Raw genomic sequence first — 20,760 nt, forward strand, 5'->3', positions numbered from 1 at the left:
CGTTTCGCGCGCCGCAGGTCGGCCCGCTCGAGATGCAGGCGCCTGTCCGGGGTGCCTACGATCAGAAGTGGACCCAGACCAGGTGGACGGCCCGGTCTCCTCCGATGGGAGGAGGCGCTTGCCCTTGCTGCCGGCTCGGCGGCTGATGGCCGCCTACATCACGCTGGTCACCGTGGCCACGATCGTCTACATGACGGTCCCCGCCGCGCTCGCACCCGTGTGGGCCGTCATCGGTCTGGCCGGTGTCGCCGCCATGCTGACCGGCACGTATCTGCACCGCCCTGCCCACCGCTGGCCCTGGTGGTTCCTGGCGGCCGGTCTGCTCTCCTTCATCGCCGGCGACACGTACTACAACGTGGTGGAGGAGTACTTCGACGCCTCCAACCCGTTCCCCTCCCCCGCGGACGCCTGCTACCTCGCCTGCTACGCGCTCTTCGCCATCGGCCTCTCCGGCCTGGTGCGCTACCGCTGGGAAGGCCGCGACCTGCCCAGTCTGCTCGACGCGCTGATCTTCACCGCGGGGCTCGCCCTGCCGGTGTGGGTGTTCCTGGTCCAGCCGCTGACCGAGCTCCAGGGGCTGACCTGGCAGCAGCGGGCGATCAGCATCGCCTACCCGCTCGGTGACGTGCTGGTGCTGGCCCTGCTGGCCCGGCTGCTGACACCTGGGCCGTGGGCCGGGCACAACCGGTCGGTGGGACTGCTGGTCGTCGGCACGCTGACGCTGCTCGGTTTCGACATCGCGTACGGCATCCTGCAGCTCAACGACATGTGGCAGACGGGAACCCTGATCGACTCCGGCTGGATCGTCTTCTACACGGCGTGGGGCCTGGCCGCGCTGCACCCCGCCATGGTGGACCTGACCGCCTCTGCGCCTGTGCGCGAGTCCCTGCTCCCGCCGCCGCACCGGGTGCTGATGCTGGCCGTGGCCACCTTCATCGCCCCGGCGATCCTGCTGCACCAGGGGATCAAGGAGAAGCCGCACGGCGTTCCGGTGATCGCCGCCTTCTCCGGAGTGCTGTTCTTCCTGGTCATCCTGCGTCTCGCGGGCATGGTCGTGGCCCACCGCCGGGCGGTGGAACGGGAGCTGGCGCTGCGCGCGGCGGGGGCCTCGCTGGTGTCGGCCGTCCGGCACCAGGAGGTGGCGCGCTCCTGCGAGGCGGCTGTCGACCGGCTGCTCGGCCCCACGGTCCGCCACCGCACCCTGGTACTGCCGGCCGAGCGGGCCGCCGGGCTCGCCCCGCGCCACGGCCGGCTGGTCGGCGCCGACGCCCTGGATCCCGGCATCACGGCCGAGCTGAGCGACTTCACCTCCGTCCTGGTGTGCCCCATGACCCCGCCCGACCGTCCGGCCGGCGACCTCCCGGGCGTGCTGCTGGTCGCCGGCCCGCCCGGGCGGCTCAGGGAGACGCGCAGCTCGCTGGAGATCCTCGCCTCGCACGCGGGCCTCGCCACGGAACGCGTCACGCTGCGTCAGGAGGTCATCCGCCGGGAGAGCGAGGCGTACTTCCGCACCCTCGTGCGCAACGCCTCCGACGTCATCCTGATCCTGGAGGACGACGACACCATCCGGTACGCGAGCCCGTCCGCCGCGTCCGTGTTCGGCAGCACGGACCTGGTCGGCCGGCCGCTGCCGGACCTGGTGGACCCCCGGGACCGGCACCGGGCGGCCCGGCAGCTGGCGGCCGTACGCGAGATCGGGCCGCGGGCCACCCACGACCACTGGTGGGTGCAGCACCCGGACGGGCGGGTCGAGGTGGAGGTGCGGTGCAGCGACTTCCGGGACGAGCGGACCGTTGCCGGACTGGTCGTCACCCTGCGGGACGTGACCGAGCAGCGCCGGCTGGAGCACGAGCTGACCGAGCGCGCCTTCCACGACTCGCTGACCGGCCTGCCGAACCGGACGCTGCTGCTGGAGCGCATCGAGCGCGCCCTGCTGCGCGGCCGCCGCGAATCCTCGCTGACCTCTCTGCTCTTCATCGACCTGGACGACTTCAAACTGGTCAACGACACGCTGGGGCACTCGGCGGGCGACCAGCTGCTGAGGGACGTCGGCACCCGGCTGTCCCAGATGCTGCGGCGCACCGACACCGCGGCCCGGCTCGGCGGCGACGAGTTCGCCGTGCTGATGGAGGGCGCACGCGAGCCGCTCGACGCCGAGCTGCTGGCCGCGCAGGTGATCCAGACCCTGAGCAGGCCGTTCAGGCTCGGCGGGGAGTCGGTGACCGTCTCCGCCAGCGTGGGGGTGGCGACGGCGCACGACAGCACCGACGCCGACGAACTGCTCGGGCACGCCGACCTCGCGCTGTACTCGGCGAAGTCGGCGGGCAAGCGGCAGTGGCGCCGCTTCCAGCCCCTGCTGCACACCCGCATGATCGAGCGGCACGACCTGCAGAGCCGACTCGCCCAGGCGGTCGCCGGCCAGGAGTTCGCGCTGCGCTATCAGCCCGTGGTGGACATCACCATGGGCGAGGTCGTCGGCTTCGAGGCGCTGGTCCGCTGGCCGCGCGCCCCGCGCCGGCCGGTGACGCCGGAGCAGTTCATCGCCCTGGCCGAGGAGACCGGGCACATCGCCGTGCTGGGGTCGTGGGTGCTGGAGAACGCGGTCAACGACATCGCGGGGCTGCAACGGCTGCCCCGGCAGAGCGGCCCGCCGTACGTCAGCGTGAACGTGTCCGCGCGCCAGTTCCGTGACACCGGGTTCGTGGACCAGGTCGGCCAGGCGCTGCGGACGCCCGGCCTCGCGCCCGGCTCGCTGCAGCTGGAGCTCACCGAGACGGTGCTCCTGCGCCGCGACGCCCAGATCCAGGCGGTGCTGCACGCCCTGAAGGACCTGGGCGTGCACATCGCCGTCGACGACTTCGGCACCGGATTCTCCTCGCTGCGGTATCTGCGGGACTTCCCCATCGACGTACTGAAGATCGACAAGTCGTTCATCGACGACATCACCCGGGACGCCCAGCAGGTCGCGCTGGTCGAGGGCATCGTGCGCATCGCCGACACCATGGGGCTGCAGGTGATCGCCGAGGGGATCGAGAATCCCGCCCAGCGGGATCTCCTCGCGGGCATGGGGTGCCGGTTCGGGCAGGGCTTCCTGTTCGCGCGGCCGATGACGGTGGAGCAGAGTCGGCAGGTGCTGCGGCGCGACGGGAACCGTTTCGCGCCGGGCTCCGGCGTCCCGGAACGGCCGCCCGACCACCGGAACCTGCCCTTGCGCAGCAGGCGGGAGGCGCGGTGGACGGAACTGGACCATCTGCGGCGCACCAGTCCCATGAGCGACGCCGTCCTCGACGAGGTGCGGGGCCGGCACATCCGCAGCCGGGACCACTGGCTGATCGACTTCGCCTCCTGCAACTACCTGGGTTTCGACTGGGACCCGGAGATCGCCGCCTGTATCGGTCCGGCCATACGGCAGTGGGGGACGCACCCGAGCTGGTCGCGGCTACTGGGCAGCCCGCGGCTGTACCCGCAGATCGAGGAACGTCTCTCGGCGCTGCTGGGCGCCCCGGACACGCTGCTGCTGCCGACACTGACCCTCATCCATGCCTCGGTGATCCCGGTCCTGGCCGACGAGGGACATGTCTTCGTCGAGGCGGCCGCGCACCGGACGGTGTACGACGGCTGTGTCGTGGCCCGCGGCCAGGGCGCGACCCTGCGCCGCTTCCACGCGGACCGGCCGGACGAACTCGACTCCCTGCTGGCCGCGGCCCCCGTCGGCGCCCCCCGCCTGGTCTGCCTGGACGGCGTCAACAGCATGACCGGCAACATCCCCGACCTGCCCGCGCTGGCCACGGTGTGCCGCGAACGGGACGCCACGCTGTACGTCGACGACGCGCACGGCTTCGGCGTGATCGGCGAACGCGGTCCGAACGAGCCCTGTCCGTACGGCATGCGCGGCAACGGCCTGGTCCGGCACACCGGTGAGTCCTACGACCGGATCGTCCTCGTCGCCGGTTTCTCCAAGGCGTACTCCTCGCTGCTGGCGTTCCTCGCCCTGCCCACCGAGCTCAAGAACCGGCTGAAGACGGCCGCCGCGCCCTACCTCTACTCGGGCCCGTCGCCCACGGCGTCCCTGGCCACCGCGCTCGCCGGCCTGGGCGTCAACGACCGGCGCGGCGACGCCCTGCGCGCCGACCTGTACCGCAGGACGGCCCGGGTCCTCGACCACCTGGACGCCCTGGGCGTCAGCACCCTCAACACCGACCGGCTGCCCATCATCGAGATCCCCCTCGCCGACCCGGCCGACCTGGAAGCGGTCGCGGCGTTCCTGTGGGAGGAGGGCATCTACGTGACGCTGGCCGCCTATCCCCTCGTGCCCCGTGACCGGGTGGGCTTCCGCGTCCAGATCACGGCGCTCAACTCCGACGCCGACATCGACCGGCTGACCACCACCCTGACCCGTCTGTCCGCGCGCTTCCCGCTGCGCCCGAAGAGCTGAGCCGACGATGATCACGCACAACGACGACGTGGACTGGGACAGCTGGCCCGTGGTGGACTATCTCGCGGAGAACTACCGCGATGTGCACCCCTCCGACGCGGCCGTCATCGCCCATCACTCGGCGTTCTACCGTCGTCTCGCCCCGCGTTCCCTCGGCTGCTCGGTGGAGTTCGGCGCCGGCCCCAACCTGTATCCCCTCATCCTCGCGGCCGCGGCGAGCCGCCGGATCGACGCCGTGGAGGCGGGCGCCGGCAATGTCGCCTATCTGGAACGGCAGATCCTGGTCGAGCCCGACGCGAGCTGGCTGCCGTTCCACGCGCTGTGCCGTCGGCTCAACCCCGACCTGCCCGCCACCCTGGCCGGGGCACTGGCCCACGTGAACGTCGTCCACGCGGACGTCCGCGGCCTGCCGCCCGGCGACTACGACCTGGGGTCCATGCACTTCGTCGCCGAGGGCGCCACCGAGGACCGCGCCGAATTCGCCGAGTTCTGCCGGGCGTTCGTACGGTGCGTGGCGCCGGGCGGGTACCTGGTGGCGGCCTTCATGGAGAACATGCCGACCTACCGCATCGGCCCCGCCTCACGCTGGCCGGGCTGCCCGGTCGACCCGGACATCGTCACGGATGTGTTCACACCGCTGACCCGCGAGCTGGCGGTCACCCACATCGACAGCGACCCGACGCTGCCGGACTACGGAGACTCCGGGATGGTGCTGCTGACGGGGCGCACGCGCTAGCCCAGTTCCAGGGTGGTGACGCCGAAGACACGCTCCTGGGCGTACGGCCGCACAGGGCCGGTGTACATGCGGGCCGTTTCGAAGGAGGGCGTGAGGCCGGCCTCCTCGGCGAGGGCGACGGCCGCCTTGTTGGTCTCGGGCACGTCGATGGCGACCTCGCGGCCGCCCGCCTGGGCGGTCAGGGCGGCGAACAGGGCCCGCGCGTCCTCGGCGGTGTCGGCGAAGAGCGGGCCGATGCGCGGGCAGTCGTGGCCGGGGCGGATCACGCCGTAACCGGTGACGCGGTCGTCGCTACGGCGGACGACGGTGTGATGTCCGGGGCCGGTGAGCCAGTGCGCGAGGAAGCGGGGGCGGTCGGCGGGAGTGCAGGCGCTGTCGTAGACGGTGATGTCCGCCAGGTCCTCGGGCCCTGCGGGCCGCACGTCCGCGGGAGCCTCGGCGGCGGGCGCGGCTCCGGTGAACCGGAAGGTGCGGTGGGCGAGTTCGAAGCCGGAGCGGCGGTAGTTGTGCTGCTGGGCGACGACTCCGTCGAGGCCCACCGTGCGGTTCTCGGCGTGGGCCAGCGCGGTCTTCCAGGTGGTGAGGCCGAAGCCACGGCCGCGTGCGTCGGGGCGGACCAGATACCAGCCCAGGAAGGCGTAGTCGGAGACGTAGTTGACGACGGAGATCGCCGAGACGGGCTCGCCGTCGATCCGGCCGATGAAGAAGCCCTCCGGGTCCTGCGCGAAGAAGGCCGCGCTGTCCGCGACTCCCGGGTTCCAGCCCTCGTCCACGGCCCATGCGCGGACGACCGGCCAGTCGTCGAGGGCGGCCTGGGTGACGACGAGGTCTTCGGGGGCCGAAGAGGCCATGGGTGTGCTCCATTCCGTCGGCTTCTGCGTGCGCACGGTGATCGATCGCGCCCGCAGCATCCTTTCGGATCGTCCGGGAGGGCGTCACGGCATGATCAAGCCGTTGCCGCACAAGGGGACATGACCGGACAGGCGTTCGCCCGACGAAGGCCCCACCGCTCGACCGCCCGGTGGGGCCTTCCGTGCCGCTCGTGCCGACGCGGGGTCAGCGCACCGCCTGGGGGCGGAAGCGCCGATACAGGACGGCCCCGCCCAGCAGGAGAACCGTGCCGCCCGCCGCGGCGACGAGGGCCTGGTCCGCTCCCGTCTGGGCGAGGGAGCCCTCGGGCCTGTGGGGGACGACCGCCGGCGGCACCGTCTTCGGCCGCGGCGGCTGGGTGCGCGGCTCGGACGGCTTGGGCGCCGGCTTCTCCGAAGGGCTGTCGCCGGGGCCGTTGACCGACTCGTTGCCGGTCGCCGGGTTGCCGACGCCGACCACGTTCACGGAGTTCCCGCTGACGTTCACCGGGAGGTGGACGGGCAGCTGCACGACATTGCCGGACCCGACGCCGGGCGAATCCTTTCCGCTCCCTTCGGCCGAGGCGCCACCGCGCGACGCGGCGGCTGGCTTGCCTGCACCGTCTTTGTTGGCGCACTTGTTGCCCGCGGCGGGGTTGAGCAGTCCCACCACGTTCACGGTGTTCCCGCACACGTTCACCGGGACGTGCACCGGGAGCTGGACGGTGTTCCCGGAGAGCAGCCCCGGCGAGTCGGCCGCGGCTCCGTCCGCCGCGGAAGCCGCGTGTGCCGCAAAAGCGGCGGACACCGGCACCGCCACAGCCATCGCGCCGGTGGCGGCGAAGGCGATCACACCGTTTCGGGTAACCCGTTTCATAGGTTCCCTGCCTTCCAGACATGGTCGCGGGCCCTCGCCCGCATCGGATAAAACGCAGGCGAACCATTCGAGTTATGGCTTATCGGCCTTTCACCCCATCGAGTGGCACGCTTGTCGAACTAGCGGCAAAAACGCCCGATAGGCACGCAAGGGGCGCAGGGTACGGCGGCCCGGGCCGTCCCGCACGTCCGGAGGCGTGTGTTCCGGGGCCCGCTTATCGTGATCGAGAACGCCGTATCCCGGTCCGCGACGGGCGTCCCTGGAGGCATCGATGCCGGCAAAGCTGTCAACGCGGCCCATGCTGCGACGCTGCGCGGTCACCGGCGCGGTCGGAGTGGTCCTGCTCGGCACCGGTCTGCCGACGGTCACGGACAACGCCGAGCCCGACCTCACCCGCTTCTACCGGCAGAAGGTCGCCTGGGGCAAGTGCCCGGGCGAGGGACTGCCGAAGGACATGCAGTGCGGCAAGGTCACCGTGCCCCTCGACTACGCCCACCCCAAGGCGGCGACCCTCGATCTGGCGCTCGCCCGCTACCGGGCCACGGGTGAGAAGCGGGGCTCGGTGCTGCTCAACTTCGGCGGCCCCGGCGGCGCCGGCATCCCCGAATTCGCCGCCGGCGGCAAGGACTTCATGGAGCTGACGGACGGCTACGACATCGTGACGTTCGATCCGCGCGGCGTCGGCAGGTCCTCGCCGGTCAGCTGCGGGGACGGCGAGGAGAACGTCGACATGTCGGACGACGGGACGGAACTCGGCCGCGATCCGCAGTCCGTCCTCGCGCATCTGAAGCAGGCCGCCGACGCGTGCGCCCGGCACTCCGGACCCGTACTGCCGCACATCGGCACGGTCAACGCCTCGCGCGACATGGACGTGATGCGCCAGGCCCTCGGCGACAAGAAGCTCAACTACCTGGGTTTCTCCTACGGCACGCGGCTCGGCGCGGTGTATGCCGCCCAGTTCCCCGGGAAGGTCGGCCGGTTGGTGCTCGACGGCGTCGACACGCTGACCGAACCGCTGACCGAGCAGGGCGTGGCGGGCGCCCAGGGTCAGCAGAAGGCGCTGGAGGAGTTCATCAACTGGTGCGTGAAGGACATCGCCTGTCCGTTCGGGCAGGATCCGCGCGAGGCCAGGAAGCAGGTCGTACGACTCGTCGACTCGCTGGACGAGGATCCGGTGCCGTCGGCGTTCGGCGAGCCGTTCACCGGGCAGGACCTGGTCGGCGCCATCGGACAGGCGCTCTACAGCGAGGAGTTGTGGCCCTCCCTGGAGCGGGCCCTGGCCTCGCTGGTCGAGGACGGCGACACGCACGCCGTGGAGACCTTCGCGTTCGGCGGAGCCGCGCCCACCGGCCGCAAACAGACCGAGGACCCCGACGGCGGTCTCGTCGACGACGAGGACATCCCCCTCGACAACGCTCCCGCGGCGCTGATGGCGATCAACTGCGCCGATGATCCCGACCGTCCTGCGGCGAAGCAGATCGTCAGCGATCTCGACCGGCTGCGCGCCCAGTACGCGCAGGCGTCGCCGGTCTTCGGTCCCTACCGGCTCACCGGGGTGCTGATGTGCTACGGCCGCCCCAAGGGCACGGATTTCATCCGGGACGAGGTGAAGGACCTGCGCACGCCGAAGATGCTCCTCGTGGGCACCCGCGGCGACCCGGCGACGCCGTACCGCTGGACCGTGGAGACGGCGAGGCGGCTCGGCCCCGCGGCCGTGGTGCTGGACAACAAGGGCAGCGGCCACACCGGATACACCTCCTCCAAGTGCGTGCACGGCAAGGTCGACGCGTTCCTGCTGTACGGCACGCTGCCGGCCGACGGCAGTTCCTGCGGGCCCGAGGACGGCCGGGAGTAGGGCCCGGGCGATGCAGTGGATTGCCCCTAATGCCCGATCGGCGAATCGGTCCTATCGTGCTGTTATGGAGCACGCACTCAGTCCCACGACCCTCACCGAGCTGCGGCGCCCGCGCCCCTATCCGGCCGTGTCCGTGCTGACGCCCACCCATCGCCGAGAGCCCTACCGGGCCCAGGACCAGGTCCGGCTGCGCAATGTCGTGGCCGCGGCCAAGAAGCAGCTGGAGGCCGACCCGTCGGTCACCCGCGAGCGCCGGGCGGAAGTCGAGCGGCAGCTCGACCAGGCCCTCGCCGAAGTCGATCTCACGTACGCCGAGGACGGCCTGGCGATCTTCGCCGCCCCGGGGGAGCACCAGGTGTGGTCGCTCGCCCGCACGGTGCCCGAGCGCGTGGTGCTCTCGGACACCTTCCTGACCCGCAATCTCGTCTCCGCGCACGCCGCCGAGCGACCCTACTGGGTGCTCTCGGTCTCCGCCGACCGCGTCACCCTGTGGAACGGCAGCCTCGACCGCATCACCGAGGCCCGCATGGGCGGCTTCCCGCTGACCAGGAGAGCCGAGAACTTCGACCCCGAGCGCCGGGAGCAGATCGGCGACAGTCCGAGCAAGTTCCGGGACGAGGACACCCGCCACTTCCTCAAGGACGCGGACTCCGCCATGAGCGCGATCCTCCGCCGCGATCCGCGGGCGCTGTACATCACCGGCGAGCCGGCGGCGCTGTCCCTGCTGGACGAGATCGGCGGCGCCACCAAGGACGCCGTGCACATCCCGCACGGCGGGCTCGCCCACGGCACGCGCGAGGCGGTGTGGCAGGCGATCCAGCCAGTGATCGCCGCCGAGGCCCGCAAGGACACCGACGCCGTGGCGCGGGAACTCGAATCGGCCATGGGCCACAAGGCGTTCGCGGCCGGTGTCGACGAGGTCTGGCGCAGCGCCCGCGAAGGCCGTATCCGGCTGCTGGCCGTCGAGGAGAACTACCGCGTGACAGTGCGGGGCGAGGAGGGCGGCCATCTGATCCCGGCCGAGAGCGGCGAGCTCGACGCCCGCGAGGACATCGTGGACGAGATCGTCGAGCAGTGCCTGGAGACCGGCGCCGAGGTCCGCTTCGTACCGGACGGCACGCTGGGCGATGCCCAGGGGATCGCAGGGGTGCTGCGGTACTGACGCCGGAGCGTCGAGGAGGCACGGCGGCCATCCGGTGGCGGTTGCCTCCTCGTACGGCGGGCGTCCTCATACGCCTCCGAAGAGCGCGCTCAGGCCGCGTTCCACGACCGCCTCGAGGTCCTCCTCGCCGGCCGGGACCGCCGCATACGTCCGCAGCAGGAAGCGCTGCAGCGCCGGGGTGTCGAACTGGAGGAGCGCCATGCCGTGGGGCGAGTGCAGCTCCACGACCGTGCGCTCCGGCCCGCACGGCCAGAGGTGCACGTCCCCGTCCCCGGCCGGCCCGCGCAGCCCGGCCTCCAGCAGGCTGCGGGCGAAGATCCAGGTGGCCCCCTGCCCGTCGAGGGAGACCTCGCCCGGGAACTCGAGGTGCACCGCCAGCGGGTCCGTGGACGCGTACCGCAGCTTGGCGGCAACGGGGAGTTCGCGCTCCTCGCCGGTGATCAGACGGGCGCGGGCGGGCTGCTCGAGGGCGATGTCCATGGGCGGTCTCCCCTGCGGGTCGGAAGTCGGACTGTTTTGCCGCTGTGCCTTTAGGACCCCGCAGGTGCCCCTCGCATTACACCGAAGCCGACCTCATTTATGTGATCTGCATCACTGCCAACGCGTGCAACCGTCCGGCCGACGCCCACTGCGGCCCCACTCCTAGAACATCCGGCCGTCGAACACTCGAATGAACGCCAGGCCGACCACGTCCGCGCACCCTCAAATCACGTACGCCGCCTACGACTTGACCGCTCCGGTGACGTACGCCATTCGCACGGCACGAGCCCTCTGTGAAGACTCTGGCATATGCCAGACGCACCACCGTATCGGGTGTTGCCAAATCCCTTACAGCGCGTCGCGGGCTGTGCAACAGTCGTAACGGTCCTTCCGTCAGCCTTGGTCGTACCGTTCCCGCATCGGAGTGCGTCATGCCGTCCCATCTCTCTGCGGACCGCCCCGCCGCTCAGCCGCCCGGACGCGGCTCGGTCGACGCGCTCATATCGCAGACACGACGGCTCAAGGGCGACGTCGACGCCGTACGGCGGGGCACGCAGAGCGACGGTTCGGACCCGCAGGAGCGATGGCAGCGGGCGTTGTGCGACCTCGCCCTGCACCAGCTCAACGACCTCGACGAGCACCTGGCGCAGCTGCGGGACGGCCCGGCCCCGGCCTCCCCGGCTCCCGCGGCCGCACCGGCCGACCGGACCGTGGCACCCGCTTCCGGGCACGGCTCTCTGCTCAGCCGGGTCGGCAGCGCGGAGTGGAACCTGCTGACGGACGAGGCCAGTTGGTCCGGCGAGCTCTACCAGATCCTCGGCCGCGACCCCGCCGCTCCGCCGCTCACCCTCGACGAGCTGCCATCCGTGGTGCTCGACGAGGACCGGCCGAAGCTGACGGCGATGGTCACCCACTGCCTGGTCGACGCCCAGCCCATCGACGGTGAGTTCCGGATCGTACGGCCGGACGGCGAGGCCCGGACCGTGCACATGATGGGCGAGCCCGTGCTCGACACTGACGGCAGCACCGCCTCGATGTGGGCCGTGCTGCGGGACGTCAGCGAACTGCGCCTGAGCCAGCGGGCGGTGAGTGAGACCCGTGACTCGCTCCAACGCCGGCAGCACCAGGCGCAGACCGAGCACCGGCTCGCGGTCGAGCTGCAGGAGGCCGTGCTGCCGCCGTGGCGCGGCTCCCTGCGGCTCCCGCACCGGGGCCCGCGGACACTGGACCTCGCCGCCCGCTGTCTGCCGTCGCCGACGAGCGCGCTGATCGGCGGCGACTGGTACGACGCCCTCGAACTGGCCGACGGCGAAACGCTGCTCAGCGTCGGCGACCTCACCGGGCACGGCGTCGCCGTGACGTCGGGCATGGCGACCCTGCTGGGCGCCGTACGCGGCATGGCGATGGCGGGCACCCAGCCGGGGCAACTGATGTCCTGGCTCAACCAGTTGCTCGACGCCACCGTCCAGCCGGCCCTCGGCAGCGCCGTCTGCTGCCGCTACCGGCCCGGGACCCGCACCTTGACCTGGGCGCAGGCCGGACACCCCGCCCCGCTGCTGTTCCGCGACGGGACGGGGCGCAGGCTGAACGCGCCGGACGGCGTCCTGCTCGGCGCCACCTCGGGTGCCGTCTACGCCCAGGCCGAAGAGACCCTCGAGGTGGGCGACCTGCTCCTGCTGCACACGGACGGACTGGCGCCCAGGCACAGCGACAGCGGAGCGGACTCCATGAACCGTCTCCTCGGCCTGGCCCCCCGCATCGGCGGGGCACACAGCGCAGAGGACTGCGTACGGCTGGTCGTGGAGGAGTTCGGTGAGAGCGAGCGCGAGGACGGTGCCTGCGTGCTCGTGGCCAGGGTGATGTCGTAGGACGCCGGTGACGTCCTGGAACGGACGAGGATCGACCGGTCGCACAGGCCCCCTATGCCCGTGCGCTATGCCCGTGCGCTGCCGCCGCCCGGCTTCTTCGCCTTGGGCAGCGCCAACCGGATCTCCTCCCGCAGTTCGTGGATCTTCGGGTAGCTGGAGTACTCGGCGGTCAGCCGGTACATCTGGCGCAGCCGGTCCCAGGTGCGGCCGGACGAGTTCGAACCCATCGACATCAGGGCCAGCCGTGCGTACCGGTCCGCCTGTTCGGGGTCGTCCGCGATGAAGCAGGCCGACGCCATGGACAGATGGTCGAAGATCTTCGAGCGTTCCCGGCCGTCGACGCGCAGCGCCAGGGCCTTCTCCGCGTAGTGCTGGGCGTGCACGGCCGCGCCGGGCTCGAACTCGGCCAGCGTGCGGTAGGCCAGGGCCTGCATGCCGTACAGATCCTCGTCCTTGAAGGTCTGCATCCAGCTCGGCGGCGGCACGTCGCCCCGGTCGGAGACGAAGAGGTCCTCCGCCTGGCCGAGGGTGCGGCGCATGGCCTGGCCCTTGCCCATCGACGCCTGCGCCCAGGCCTCGATGGTGTGGAACATGGCCCTGGTGCGCGGCAGCACCTCGTCGCCGGAGCCGGACTGGGCGAGTTTCATGAGGTCGAGTGCGTCGTCGGGCCGGCCGAGGTGCACCATCTGGCGAGCCGCTCGGGAGAGCGCCTCCCCGGCGCGGGGCCGGTCGCCGCCCTCTCGGGCCGCGTGGGCGGCGATGACGAAGTACTTCTGGGCCGTGGGTTCCAGGCCGACGTCGTGCGACATCCAGCCCGCGAGGACGGCGAGGTTGGCGGCGACGCCCCACAGGCGCCGCTGCAGATGGTCGGGGTGACGGTAGGCGAGCATGCCGCCCACCTCGTTGAGTTGTCCTACGACTGCCTTGCGCTGCAGCCCGCCGCCGCGGGCCGCGTCCCAGGCCCGGAACACCTCGACCGAGCGCTCCAGTTCCTCGATCTCCTGCGACCCGATGGGGGCGGCCTCGTAGCGGTCGAACCCGGCGGGGTCGGCGTGCAGGGGGTCGTCGATCTGGGGGGCGTCGGCCTTGAGGGCCGGGTCGGTGTGCAGCCAGTCGTGCATGGCGCTGCTGAGTGCGGATCCCGCGGCGAGCGCGGCACCCGCGCCCACCAAGCCGCGTCGGTTGAGCATGAGGTCCATTCCCGTGAATTCGGTGAGGACCGCAGCCGTCCGCTCGGGCGCCCACGGCACACCGTCGGGATGCTCCGCACTCCCGCCGTCCTGCCGTTTCCCCGCACGCCCGTGCCGGACCAGACCGAGGTCCTCGATGGTCACGACACGGCCGAGACGCTCGGTGAACAGGGCTGCCAGCACCCGCGGCACGGGATCGCGCGGGATCTCTCCCATGTCGATCCACCGCCGCACCCGCGAGGTGTCGGTCGCCAGCTGGGGGTGGCCCATGGCCGCCGCCTGCCGGTTGACCAGCCTCGCGAGTTCGCCCTTGGACCAGCCGGCCAGGCCGAACAGATCCGAAAGGCGGGTGTTGGGTACTCCGCTCACGTCAAGCCCCCAGGTTCTCGGCTGAGTTGACAGTAGCCGGGTGAGAGTTGCCCCGGGACTATTCGCCAGGGTTCGCCAGGGTGCGCCAGATGGTGTGCCACCGGGCATCGGGTGTCAGGTAGGAACGCGCCACCCCGACCCGGTCGCCTTCTTGCCACGGCTGGTGCATTCCCCAGGGTGCACCCGGGCGGCCGGATCGGGCAGCGCTTTGACATCTCAGGCACACGAAGGGATCTGTCTCTCCCATGTACGCAGCATCGTCCTCCGTGTCCGCCCCGCCCCGGTCGCTGCGAGCCCGCCCGGCGGGCAGCGGCCCCTACCTCGACCCCGCGCGGCCGGCGGCCGCCCCCGTGCTCGGTGCGGGCCGGGCCCGCCGCCCCGCGGGGATCGGCACCCAACCGCTCAGCGGGAGACTCGACTTGTCCGGCCCTCAGGGCGCCCAGCTGCGTACGGCGATCGCGTCGGTGCACCGGATCTGCCCGGAGTTCACCCCGGTGCAGCTGCTGCGCCGCAGTGGACGGTCCGTGCTCCTGGTCGGCACGACCGGGCGCAGCACGGCCGTCGCCAAGTGTTTACTCGACCACTCCCCGGCGTGGGCCGAGCGGATCCGGCACGAGATAGCGGCATACCGCTCGTTCGTCCGGCACCGCCCCCCGGTGCGGGTGCCGAGACTGATCGCGGCGGATCCGGACAACTGCACGCTCGTCATCGAGCGGATGCCGGGCCGGGTGGCGGCACTGCAGCGCCACCCGCTGGAGGCGCCGCCGCGTGCCGACATCAGAGCGGCACTCGGGGCGATCTGCCGGCTCAACGCGTGGCGACCGCCGGCGGGCACGTTCGACGCGCCGCTGGACTACGCGACGCGGATCTCCCGGTACCACGAGCTGGGCCTGCTCACCGACCGGGACATGGGCGATCTGCAGAAGCTGCTGCACGGCATCGCGGCGACCGCGGGCCGGCAGGGCATGGGCCAGTTCTGCCACGGCGACGCACTGCTCGCGAACATCCTGCTCTCACCGGCCGGTCCAGTGCTGGTGGACTGGGAGCACGCGGGCTGGTATCTGCCGGGCTACGACCTGGCGACGCTGTGGTCGGTGCTCGGGGACGCACCGGTGGCCCGGCGGCAGATCAGCCAGATCGCCCAGTCGGCGGGCCCGGCTTCACGGGACGCGTTCCTGGTGAACCTGATGCTCGTGCTGACCCGTGAGATCCGTACCTATGAGACGGCCGTGCAGCGTTCGATGCACGACACGACCCCGGCGGCACCGGGTCAGGCCCACCCGGGTGCTGCGCCGTCCGGCGAGGAACAGCGCCTGCTGCTGCGGCGGCTGCACGACGACTGCCAGCTGGCCCGGCGGGCCGTGCGCGCGGCGGTCGGCACTCGCTGACGGGGACGGTGGTCCGCGGTGAGCCGGGAGAACGGCGCACCGCGGACCTTCGTATGTCCGCTCGCCCACCCCCATTGGTGTACGCCACTGACGCGCCGCAGGCCAGCGCGCCCTGGCCGCGAAACTCCCGGGACCCCCGGTTGACAAGGGAAGACGCCTGCCTCTTGGCATGATTGACGGATCGTCGGACAGCCGGTACCACTGACGCACGCCCGGCCCCGCACGGCTCATCGCGCCCGACCGTCCCAGGAGGCTGCAATGCGCGGATCCGTCACCGACCCCAGCAGAGCGGCCGGGCACCGACTCAGGCGGACCACCGTCGGCGCGCTGGCTTCCGCGGCGCTGCTGCTGCCGCTGCTCGGAGCAGCCCCGCCCGATGCCCGTACCTCGACGGACGGCCTGCAGCAGGCCTTCGCCTCCGCCGCCGCCAAGTACCACGTGCCGGTCAGCGTCCTGCTCGGCGTCTCCTATCTGCAGTCCCGCTGGGACACGCACGGCGGCGCGCCCAGCGTGACCGGCGGCTACGGCCCGATGCACCTCACCGACGCCCGCACCGCGCTCGCCGGGACAGTCCCGCACCACAGTGAGGGCGCGGAGGACCCGCGCGGCGACAGCGCCCGCGCGCCCCTGTCCCCCGCAGCGAAGCTCCCGGACACCGGAAAGATCCCGGCCCGCCTCAGGACCCTGCCGAGGGCCGCCGAACTGACCGGGCTGAGTCCGCGGGAGCTGCGTACGGACCCGGCCGCCAATGTGGCCGGTGGGGCCGCCCTGCTCGCCGCCGAACAGAAGGCGCTGGGCGCGCCCCCGAGTTCCGATCCGGCGGACTGGTACGGCGCGGTGGCCCGCTTCTCCGGCGCCGACGACACCGCGACGGCGGCGGCGTACGCGAACGACGTCTACGACGTGCTGCGCACCGGCCAGGAACGCCGCACGGACGCGGGCCAACGGGTCGCCCTGACCGGCCGGCCGGGCCTCTCCCCCGACACCGGGCAGCTGAAGCGGGCGGGACTGCGCACCCTCGAAAGCGATGAGACCGAGTGCCCGCCGACCGTGTCCTGCGAGTGGATCCCGGCGCCGTACGAGCAGTTCGGGGAGGGCGACTACGGCAACCACGATCTGGGCGACCGTCCGGCGTCGCAGGGCATCAGGTACATCGTCATCCATGACACCGAGGGCTCCTGGGAGGGGGTCCTCAAGATGGTGCAGGACCCCACCTATGTGTCCTGGCAGTACTCGCTGCGCTCCACCGACGGCCACATCGCCCAGCATGTGAAGGCCGAGGACGTGGCCTGGCACGCGGGCAACTGGTACGTCAACGCCAAGTCGATCGGCCTTGAGCACGAGGGCTTCCTGGCGCGGCCGGACGCCTGGTACACGGAGGCGATGTACCGGTCCTCGGCACGCCTGGTGACGTATCTCGCCGACAAGTACGGCATCCCGCTCGACCGGCAGCACATCCTCGGCCACGACACCGTGCCGGGCCCGACCGCGTCGAACATCCGGGGTATGCACACCGACCCGGGCCCTTACTGGGACTGGCGGCACTACTTCGAGCTGCTGGGCCGTCCCTTCGTGCCCACCGCCGGCCCGTACGGCGGCCTGGTGACGATCCGCCCGGACTACGCGACCAACCGGCCCGAGTACACGGGCTGCGTCTCCGCGGGTCAGCCGTGCGCGGCCCACGGTTCGAGCGCGGTACGGCTGTACTCCGGGCCCGGCGAGTCGTATCCCCTGATCAAGGACGTCGGCCTGGGCACCACTCCGAGCACCGGGGTGAACGACCTCTCCTCCCGGGTCTCGACGGGTCAGCAGTACGCGGTCGCCGGCCGGGAGGGCGACTGGACGGCGATCTGGTACCTGGGTCAGAAGGCGTGGTTCAGGAACCCGAAGAAGAACCCGACCGCGGTGAACGCGGCCGGGCCGGTCGTGACGCCGAAGGACGGCGTGGAGAGCGTCCCGGTGTACGGGCGTGCCTATCCCGAGGCCTCGGCCTATCCGGCGGACGTTCCCGCCCAGGCGGTGTCGCCGCTGCCGTACACCTTGCCGTCGGGCCAGCAGTACGCGGTGGGCGACAGGACACCGGGCGAGTACTACTACGCGGTGACGTTCGACGAGGCCTCCCACCGGGTCGTGGTCGGCAAGGACGAGTACTACGAGATCCAGTTCGGTCACCGGGTCGCCTTCGTGCGGGCGGCGGATGTGCGGGTGGTGCCGTCGGGCTCCTGACGGCACCACCGGGCGGCGTCAGCCCTCCCTCTCCCAGGTGTACCGACGCCCGGCGACCGCCCTGAAGGTCAGGTCACCGTCCTCGAACAGGTCGCTGCGGACGGTGAGTCGACGGGTCCGGGACGCCTTCAGGGCGATCCGGGTCGCCCTGCCGTCCGCCCACGCGATGTCGAGGGTGGCGCCGCCGCGGGCGCGCAGGCCGCGCACCGAGCCGTCCGGCCAGACGGCGGGCAGGGCGGGCAGCACGTCGATGATGTCGTGCTGGCTCTGGATGAGCATCTCCACGATTCCGGAGGTGGCGCCGAAGTTGCCGTCGATCTGGAACGGCGGGTGGGTGTCCCAGAGATTGGGCAGGGTCGAGGACTTCAGCTGTTCGCCGAGCATCTTGTGGGCGTGGTCGCCGTCCCGCAGCCGTGCCCAGAAGTTGATCTTCCAGGCCTTGGACCAACCGGTGCCGCCGTCACCGCGTGCGGTGAGGGAGACCTTGGCGGCCTCGGCCCACTTGCTGCCGGGTTCGATCTGCCGTCCGGGGTGGAGGGCGAACAGGTGGGAGACATGCCGGTGGGTGTCGGTGGGGTCGTCCAAGTCCTCCTTCCATTCCTGGAGTTGGCCCCAGGAGCCGAGGTGCAGACCTGGGTCGAGCCGGTTCAGGGCGTCCTCGACGCGGCGGCGGAAGTCGGGCGTGTCGCCCAGGGTCCGGGCGGCTTCGAGGGTGTTGGTGAACAGGTCGTGGACGATCTGCTGCGACATGGCGGCGCCGGCCGTGAAGTCGCCGTGCTCGGGCGAGTAGCTGGGGGTGACGACAAGGGTTCCGTCGCGTGGGTCGGTGCGCAGGTTGTCGAGCCAGAACTCGGCGGCCTCCTTCATCACCGGGTACGCGGTGATGCGCAGATAGTCGGTGGAGCCGCCGAATCTGTAGTGCTCGTACAGCTGCTGGGTGAGCCACGCCGCCGCCTCGGGGAACCAGAACGCGGTCGCCCAGTCGTGCACGCCGGTGAAGCCGTACGGGTTGGTCTCGTTGTGCACGACCCAGCCGCGCGAGCCGAACATCTCCTGTGCCGTACGGCGTCCGGGGGCGCGCAGGGCCTCGACGAAACGGGCGTACGGCGCGGTCGTCTCGGCGAGGTTGGCGGCCTCGGCGGGCCAGTAGTTCATCTGGATGTTGATGTTGGTGTGGTAGTCCGCGGACCACGGGGGCGTGGTGCTGTGGTTCCAGACGCCCTGGAGGTTGGCGGGCAGGGAGCCGGGCCGTGAGGAGGCGATGAGCAGGTAGCGGCCGTACTGGAAGTAGAGGGCCTCGAGGGCGCGGTCCGCCGCGCTCGTGCCGCCGGTGTACGCGGCCAGGAGCGCGTCGGTGGGCACGTCTGCCGGGAGTGACTGGCCGATGTCGAGGGCGACTCGGCGGAAGAGGGCACGGTGGTCGCGCAGGTGCCGGACCAGCAGCGCCTCGTAACTGTCGTCGCCCGCCTGCTGCACGGCACGGGCGACGGCGGTGTGCGGGTCCGCGCCGCGGTAGGCGGGGTAGGTGTCGGCGTAGTCGGTGCCCGCGGCCAGGACGAACCAGGCGCTGTCGGCCCCGGTCACGGTGATCCTGCCGTCGGCGTCGGACGTGACCGTGCCGCCCCGGCTGCGCACCCGGACCTGCGCTTCGAAGCGCAGCCCGTTGTCGGCGAGCGCGCCCCGCACGGTCAGGGTTCCGTCGGCCGCGGTGGTGGTGAAGTCGGCGCGGGGCGAGGTGAAGCGCAGGGTGAAGGTGACGCTGCCGGGCCGGTCGGCGGCGAGGCGGCCCACGATCACGCCGTCGGGGTGGGAGGCGAAGAAGTCCCTTTGGTGGCGGACGCCTTGGTGGGTGTAGGCGACCGAGGCGACGGCGCGCTCGAGGTCGAGTTCGCGGCGGTAGTCCTCCGGGGGTCGGTGCGCCGGGCAGGTCGAGGTGGAGGTCGCCGAAAGTCTGATGGGCGCCGTAGCCGATCCGTGGCTGGCCGAGCCGGTCGGCCACGGACTCGGGGTCGAGAGTGGTCCGCGCGTCGAGGTCGTCCTGGGCGGCGGTGATCGCGCCGGGGCGGGGTGCTCGCCAGTTGCCGTGGTCGTAGCCCTGGGCGGAGCCGGGACCGCCGGTCCAGAGGGTCTTCTCGTTGAACTGCAGCCGTTCGGAGGCGAGGGTGCCGAACACCATGGCGCCGAGGGCGCCGTTGCCGATGGGCAGGGCCTCGCGCTCCCAGTCGGCGGCCGGGGAGCCGTACCACAGCACCGATGACTCCCTCGATACATCGGAGGAATCAGCGGCGGCTGCCTCCTCGACCGCGGCACCCAGGGTTAACCCTCCCACCCCTGCGACTGTCGCCTTCAGCGTGGTTCTACGGGTGATCCCGTGCGACTCATACGACATGGCCCTTGACGCTAGAGGTCCGATGACTCAGCGGCAAGGGTCATGACAACACGCGCGAGGCCCCCAGAGTGCGGCCGTAGCGGGAGCGGCGGGAGGGCGCGGCATTCAGCCCTGCTGGAAGAGCTCCGCGGGCAGCGGCTTCAGGAGGGCGTACAGGTCGTCGGTGATCGGGCGGTCCCAGGCGGCGATGGTGACCAGGACGTTGTCGCTGCGGTCGAACTGCACGCAGGAGATCCGGCTCTCGGAGAGCTTCAGACGGCGCACGATGAGGAGGTTGTCGCCCTGCATCACGGGCACGTCCTCGCTGCCGACGACGGTGACCTCCTCCTCGTTCTCCAGGGCCAGCAGCAGCTGTGCCACCTCGAACGGGATCTCGCCCTCGGCGACCTCGCGGGCCGGCGAGCCCTCCGGGAGGTTGCCGATGATCATCGCGGGGCCGCGGCCGCCGAAGAGGTCGTAACGCAGGAAGACGCCCTGGCAGCTGCCGTCGGGGGCGGGCAGCAGTCCGGCACCCAGATTCCCGGGCCAGTCGCCCGGGTCCATGGCCAGTACGTCGAAGTCGGGCCCGGCGGGCGTGGCGCTGCGGCGGCGGAGGAACGACATGTCGCCATGGTACGTGGCCGGACCAGGTCCGTGACGTGCGGGCGGAGGTTCACGGGCGGTTTTGCCGTACCGCCGTACCTCGGAAATTTCGGTGCACGCCGAGGATGCGACGCCTTACGGTCCCGATCGTGCCGCCACCGGTGGAAACGGACGAGGAGTGGGACGCCGTCGCCCCCGACGAGACGGTGATGCGGGCCGGCGCGGAAGACCTGCGTCCCATGTCCAGGGACGGCTGCCCATACCGGCACCGCGGGTCCGCCGACAGCGCGAGCGTGGGCTGCCGGCCGCCTGGCCGGAGCAGATCCCGGCCCGGCCCACCACGTCGTACGGCACC

The 20,760-nt window shown here is 71.6% G+C and carries 12 protein-coding genes and 1 pseudogene; 7 read left to right on the forward strand and 6 right to left on the reverse strand.

The window, feature by feature from the left end:
- The first annotated feature begins 145 nt into the window (after window positions 1-145).
- Together ACQEV2_RS01940 and ACQEV2_RS01945 are read left to right on the forward strand one after the other, a co-directional pair.
- Window positions 146-4,435, forward strand: coding sequence for an aminotransferase class I/II-fold pyridoxal phosphate-dependent enzyme (locus ACQEV2_RS01940; RefSeq protein WP_433054129.1), 4,290 nt, complete (start codon window positions 146-148; stop codon window positions 4,433-4,435).
- A gap of 7 nt (window positions 4,436-4,442) precedes the next feature.
- A complete protein-coding gene (locus ACQEV2_RS01945; protein ID WP_433035728.1) occupies window positions 4,443-5,171 on the forward strand; it encodes a class I SAM-dependent methyltransferase in 729 nt (242 codons plus the stop codon).
- On the opposite strand, the gene ACQEV2_RS01950 is transcribed toward ACQEV2_RS01945, so the two are convergent.
- Together ACQEV2_RS01950 and ACQEV2_RS01955 are read right to left on the reverse strand one after the other, a co-directional pair.
- Window positions 5,168-6,022 (reverse strand): GNAT family N-acetyltransferase, encoded by an 855-nt coding sequence (locus ACQEV2_RS01950; protein WP_433035731.1) that lies wholly within the window; start codon window positions 6,020-6,022, stop codon window positions 5,168-5,170. The genes ACQEV2_RS01945 and ACQEV2_RS01950 overlap by 4 nt on opposite strands.
- 205 nt (window positions 6,023-6,227) lie before the next feature.
- Window positions 6,228-6,896, reverse strand: a complete 669-nt coding sequence (locus ACQEV2_RS01955; RefSeq protein ID WP_433035734.1) for a chaplin family protein — start codon at window positions 6,894-6,896, stop codon at window positions 6,228-6,230.
- A 271-nt stretch (window positions 6,897-7,167) separates the two neighbouring features.
- Between ACQEV2_RS01955 and ACQEV2_RS01960 the strand changes: the two genes are divergently transcribed.
- Together ACQEV2_RS01960 and ACQEV2_RS01965 are read left to right on the forward strand one after the other, a co-directional pair.
- Entirely contained in the window at window positions 7,168-8,751 is a 1,584-nt protein-coding gene (locus ACQEV2_RS01960) for an alpha/beta fold hydrolase (RefSeq protein ID WP_433035737.1), read from the forward strand.
- Window positions 8,752-8,815: 64 nt separating this feature from the next.
- Entirely contained in the window at window positions 8,816-9,913 is a 1,098-nt protein-coding gene (locus tag ACQEV2_RS01965) for a chemotaxis protein (RefSeq protein ID WP_433035740.1), read from the forward strand.
- A gap of 66 nt (window positions 9,914-9,979) precedes the next feature.
- Here ACQEV2_RS01965 and ACQEV2_RS01970 read toward each other — a convergent pair whose 3' ends face one another.
- Window positions 9,980-10,393: an SsgA family sporulation/cell division regulator gene (locus tag ACQEV2_RS01970; protein WP_433035742.1), complete on the reverse strand. Its 414-nt coding sequence runs from the start codon at window positions 10,391-10,393 to the stop codon at window positions 9,980-9,982.
- 431 nt (window positions 10,394-10,824) lie between these two features.
- On the opposite strand from ACQEV2_RS01970, the gene ACQEV2_RS01975 reads away from it, so the two are divergent.
- On the forward strand, window positions 10,825-12,261 hold the full coding sequence (locus ACQEV2_RS01975; RefSeq protein WP_433035745.1) for a PP2C family protein-serine/threonine phosphatase: 1,437 nt from the start codon (window positions 10,825-10,827) through the stop codon (window positions 12,259-12,261).
- Window positions 12,262-12,326: 65 nt separating this feature from the next.
- Here the strand turns inward: ACQEV2_RS01975 and ACQEV2_RS01980 are convergent, their stop codons facing one another.
- Complete coding sequence (locus tag ACQEV2_RS01980) at window positions 12,327-13,820, reverse strand: DNA-binding protein NsdB (protein WP_433035748.1); 1,494 nt, start codon at window positions 13,818-13,820, stop codon at window positions 12,327-12,329.
- 245 nt (window positions 13,821-14,065) lie between these two features.
- Between ACQEV2_RS01980 and ACQEV2_RS01985 the strand changes: the two genes are divergently transcribed.
- Together ACQEV2_RS01985 and ACQEV2_RS01990 are read left to right on the forward strand one after the other, a co-directional pair.
- Window positions 14,066-15,208 carry an aminoglycoside phosphotransferase family protein gene (locus tag ACQEV2_RS01985; protein WP_433035751.1) on the forward strand — a complete coding sequence of 381 codons (1,143 nt, stop codon included), beginning with the start codon at window positions 14,066-14,068 and terminating at the stop codon, window positions 15,206-15,208.
- Between the two features lie 258 nt (window positions 15,209-15,466).
- Window positions 15,467-17,434 carry an N-acetylmuramoyl-L-alanine amidase gene (locus tag ACQEV2_RS01990; RefSeq protein ID WP_433035754.1) on the forward strand — a complete coding sequence of 656 codons (1,968 nt, stop codon included), beginning with the start codon at window positions 15,467-15,469 and terminating at the stop codon, window positions 17,432-17,434.
- Window positions 17,435-17,452: 18 nt separating this feature from the next.
- Here ACQEV2_RS01990 and ACQEV2_RS01995 read toward each other — a convergent pair.
- Window positions 17,453-19,685, reverse strand: a pseudogene (locus tag ACQEV2_RS01995) (glycoside hydrolase family 95 protein).
- Between the two features lie 243 nt (window positions 19,686-19,928).
- Entirely contained in the window at window positions 19,929-20,426 is a 498-nt protein-coding gene (locus ACQEV2_RS02000; RefSeq protein WP_433035757.1) for a hypothetical protein, read from the reverse strand.
- Between the last annotated feature and the right edge of the window lie 334 nt (window positions 20,427-20,760).

The organism is Streptomyces sp. CA-251387, from assembly GCF_050936625.1.
GTDB lineage: Bacteria > Actinomycetota > Actinomycetes > Streptomycetales > Streptomycetaceae > Streptomyces.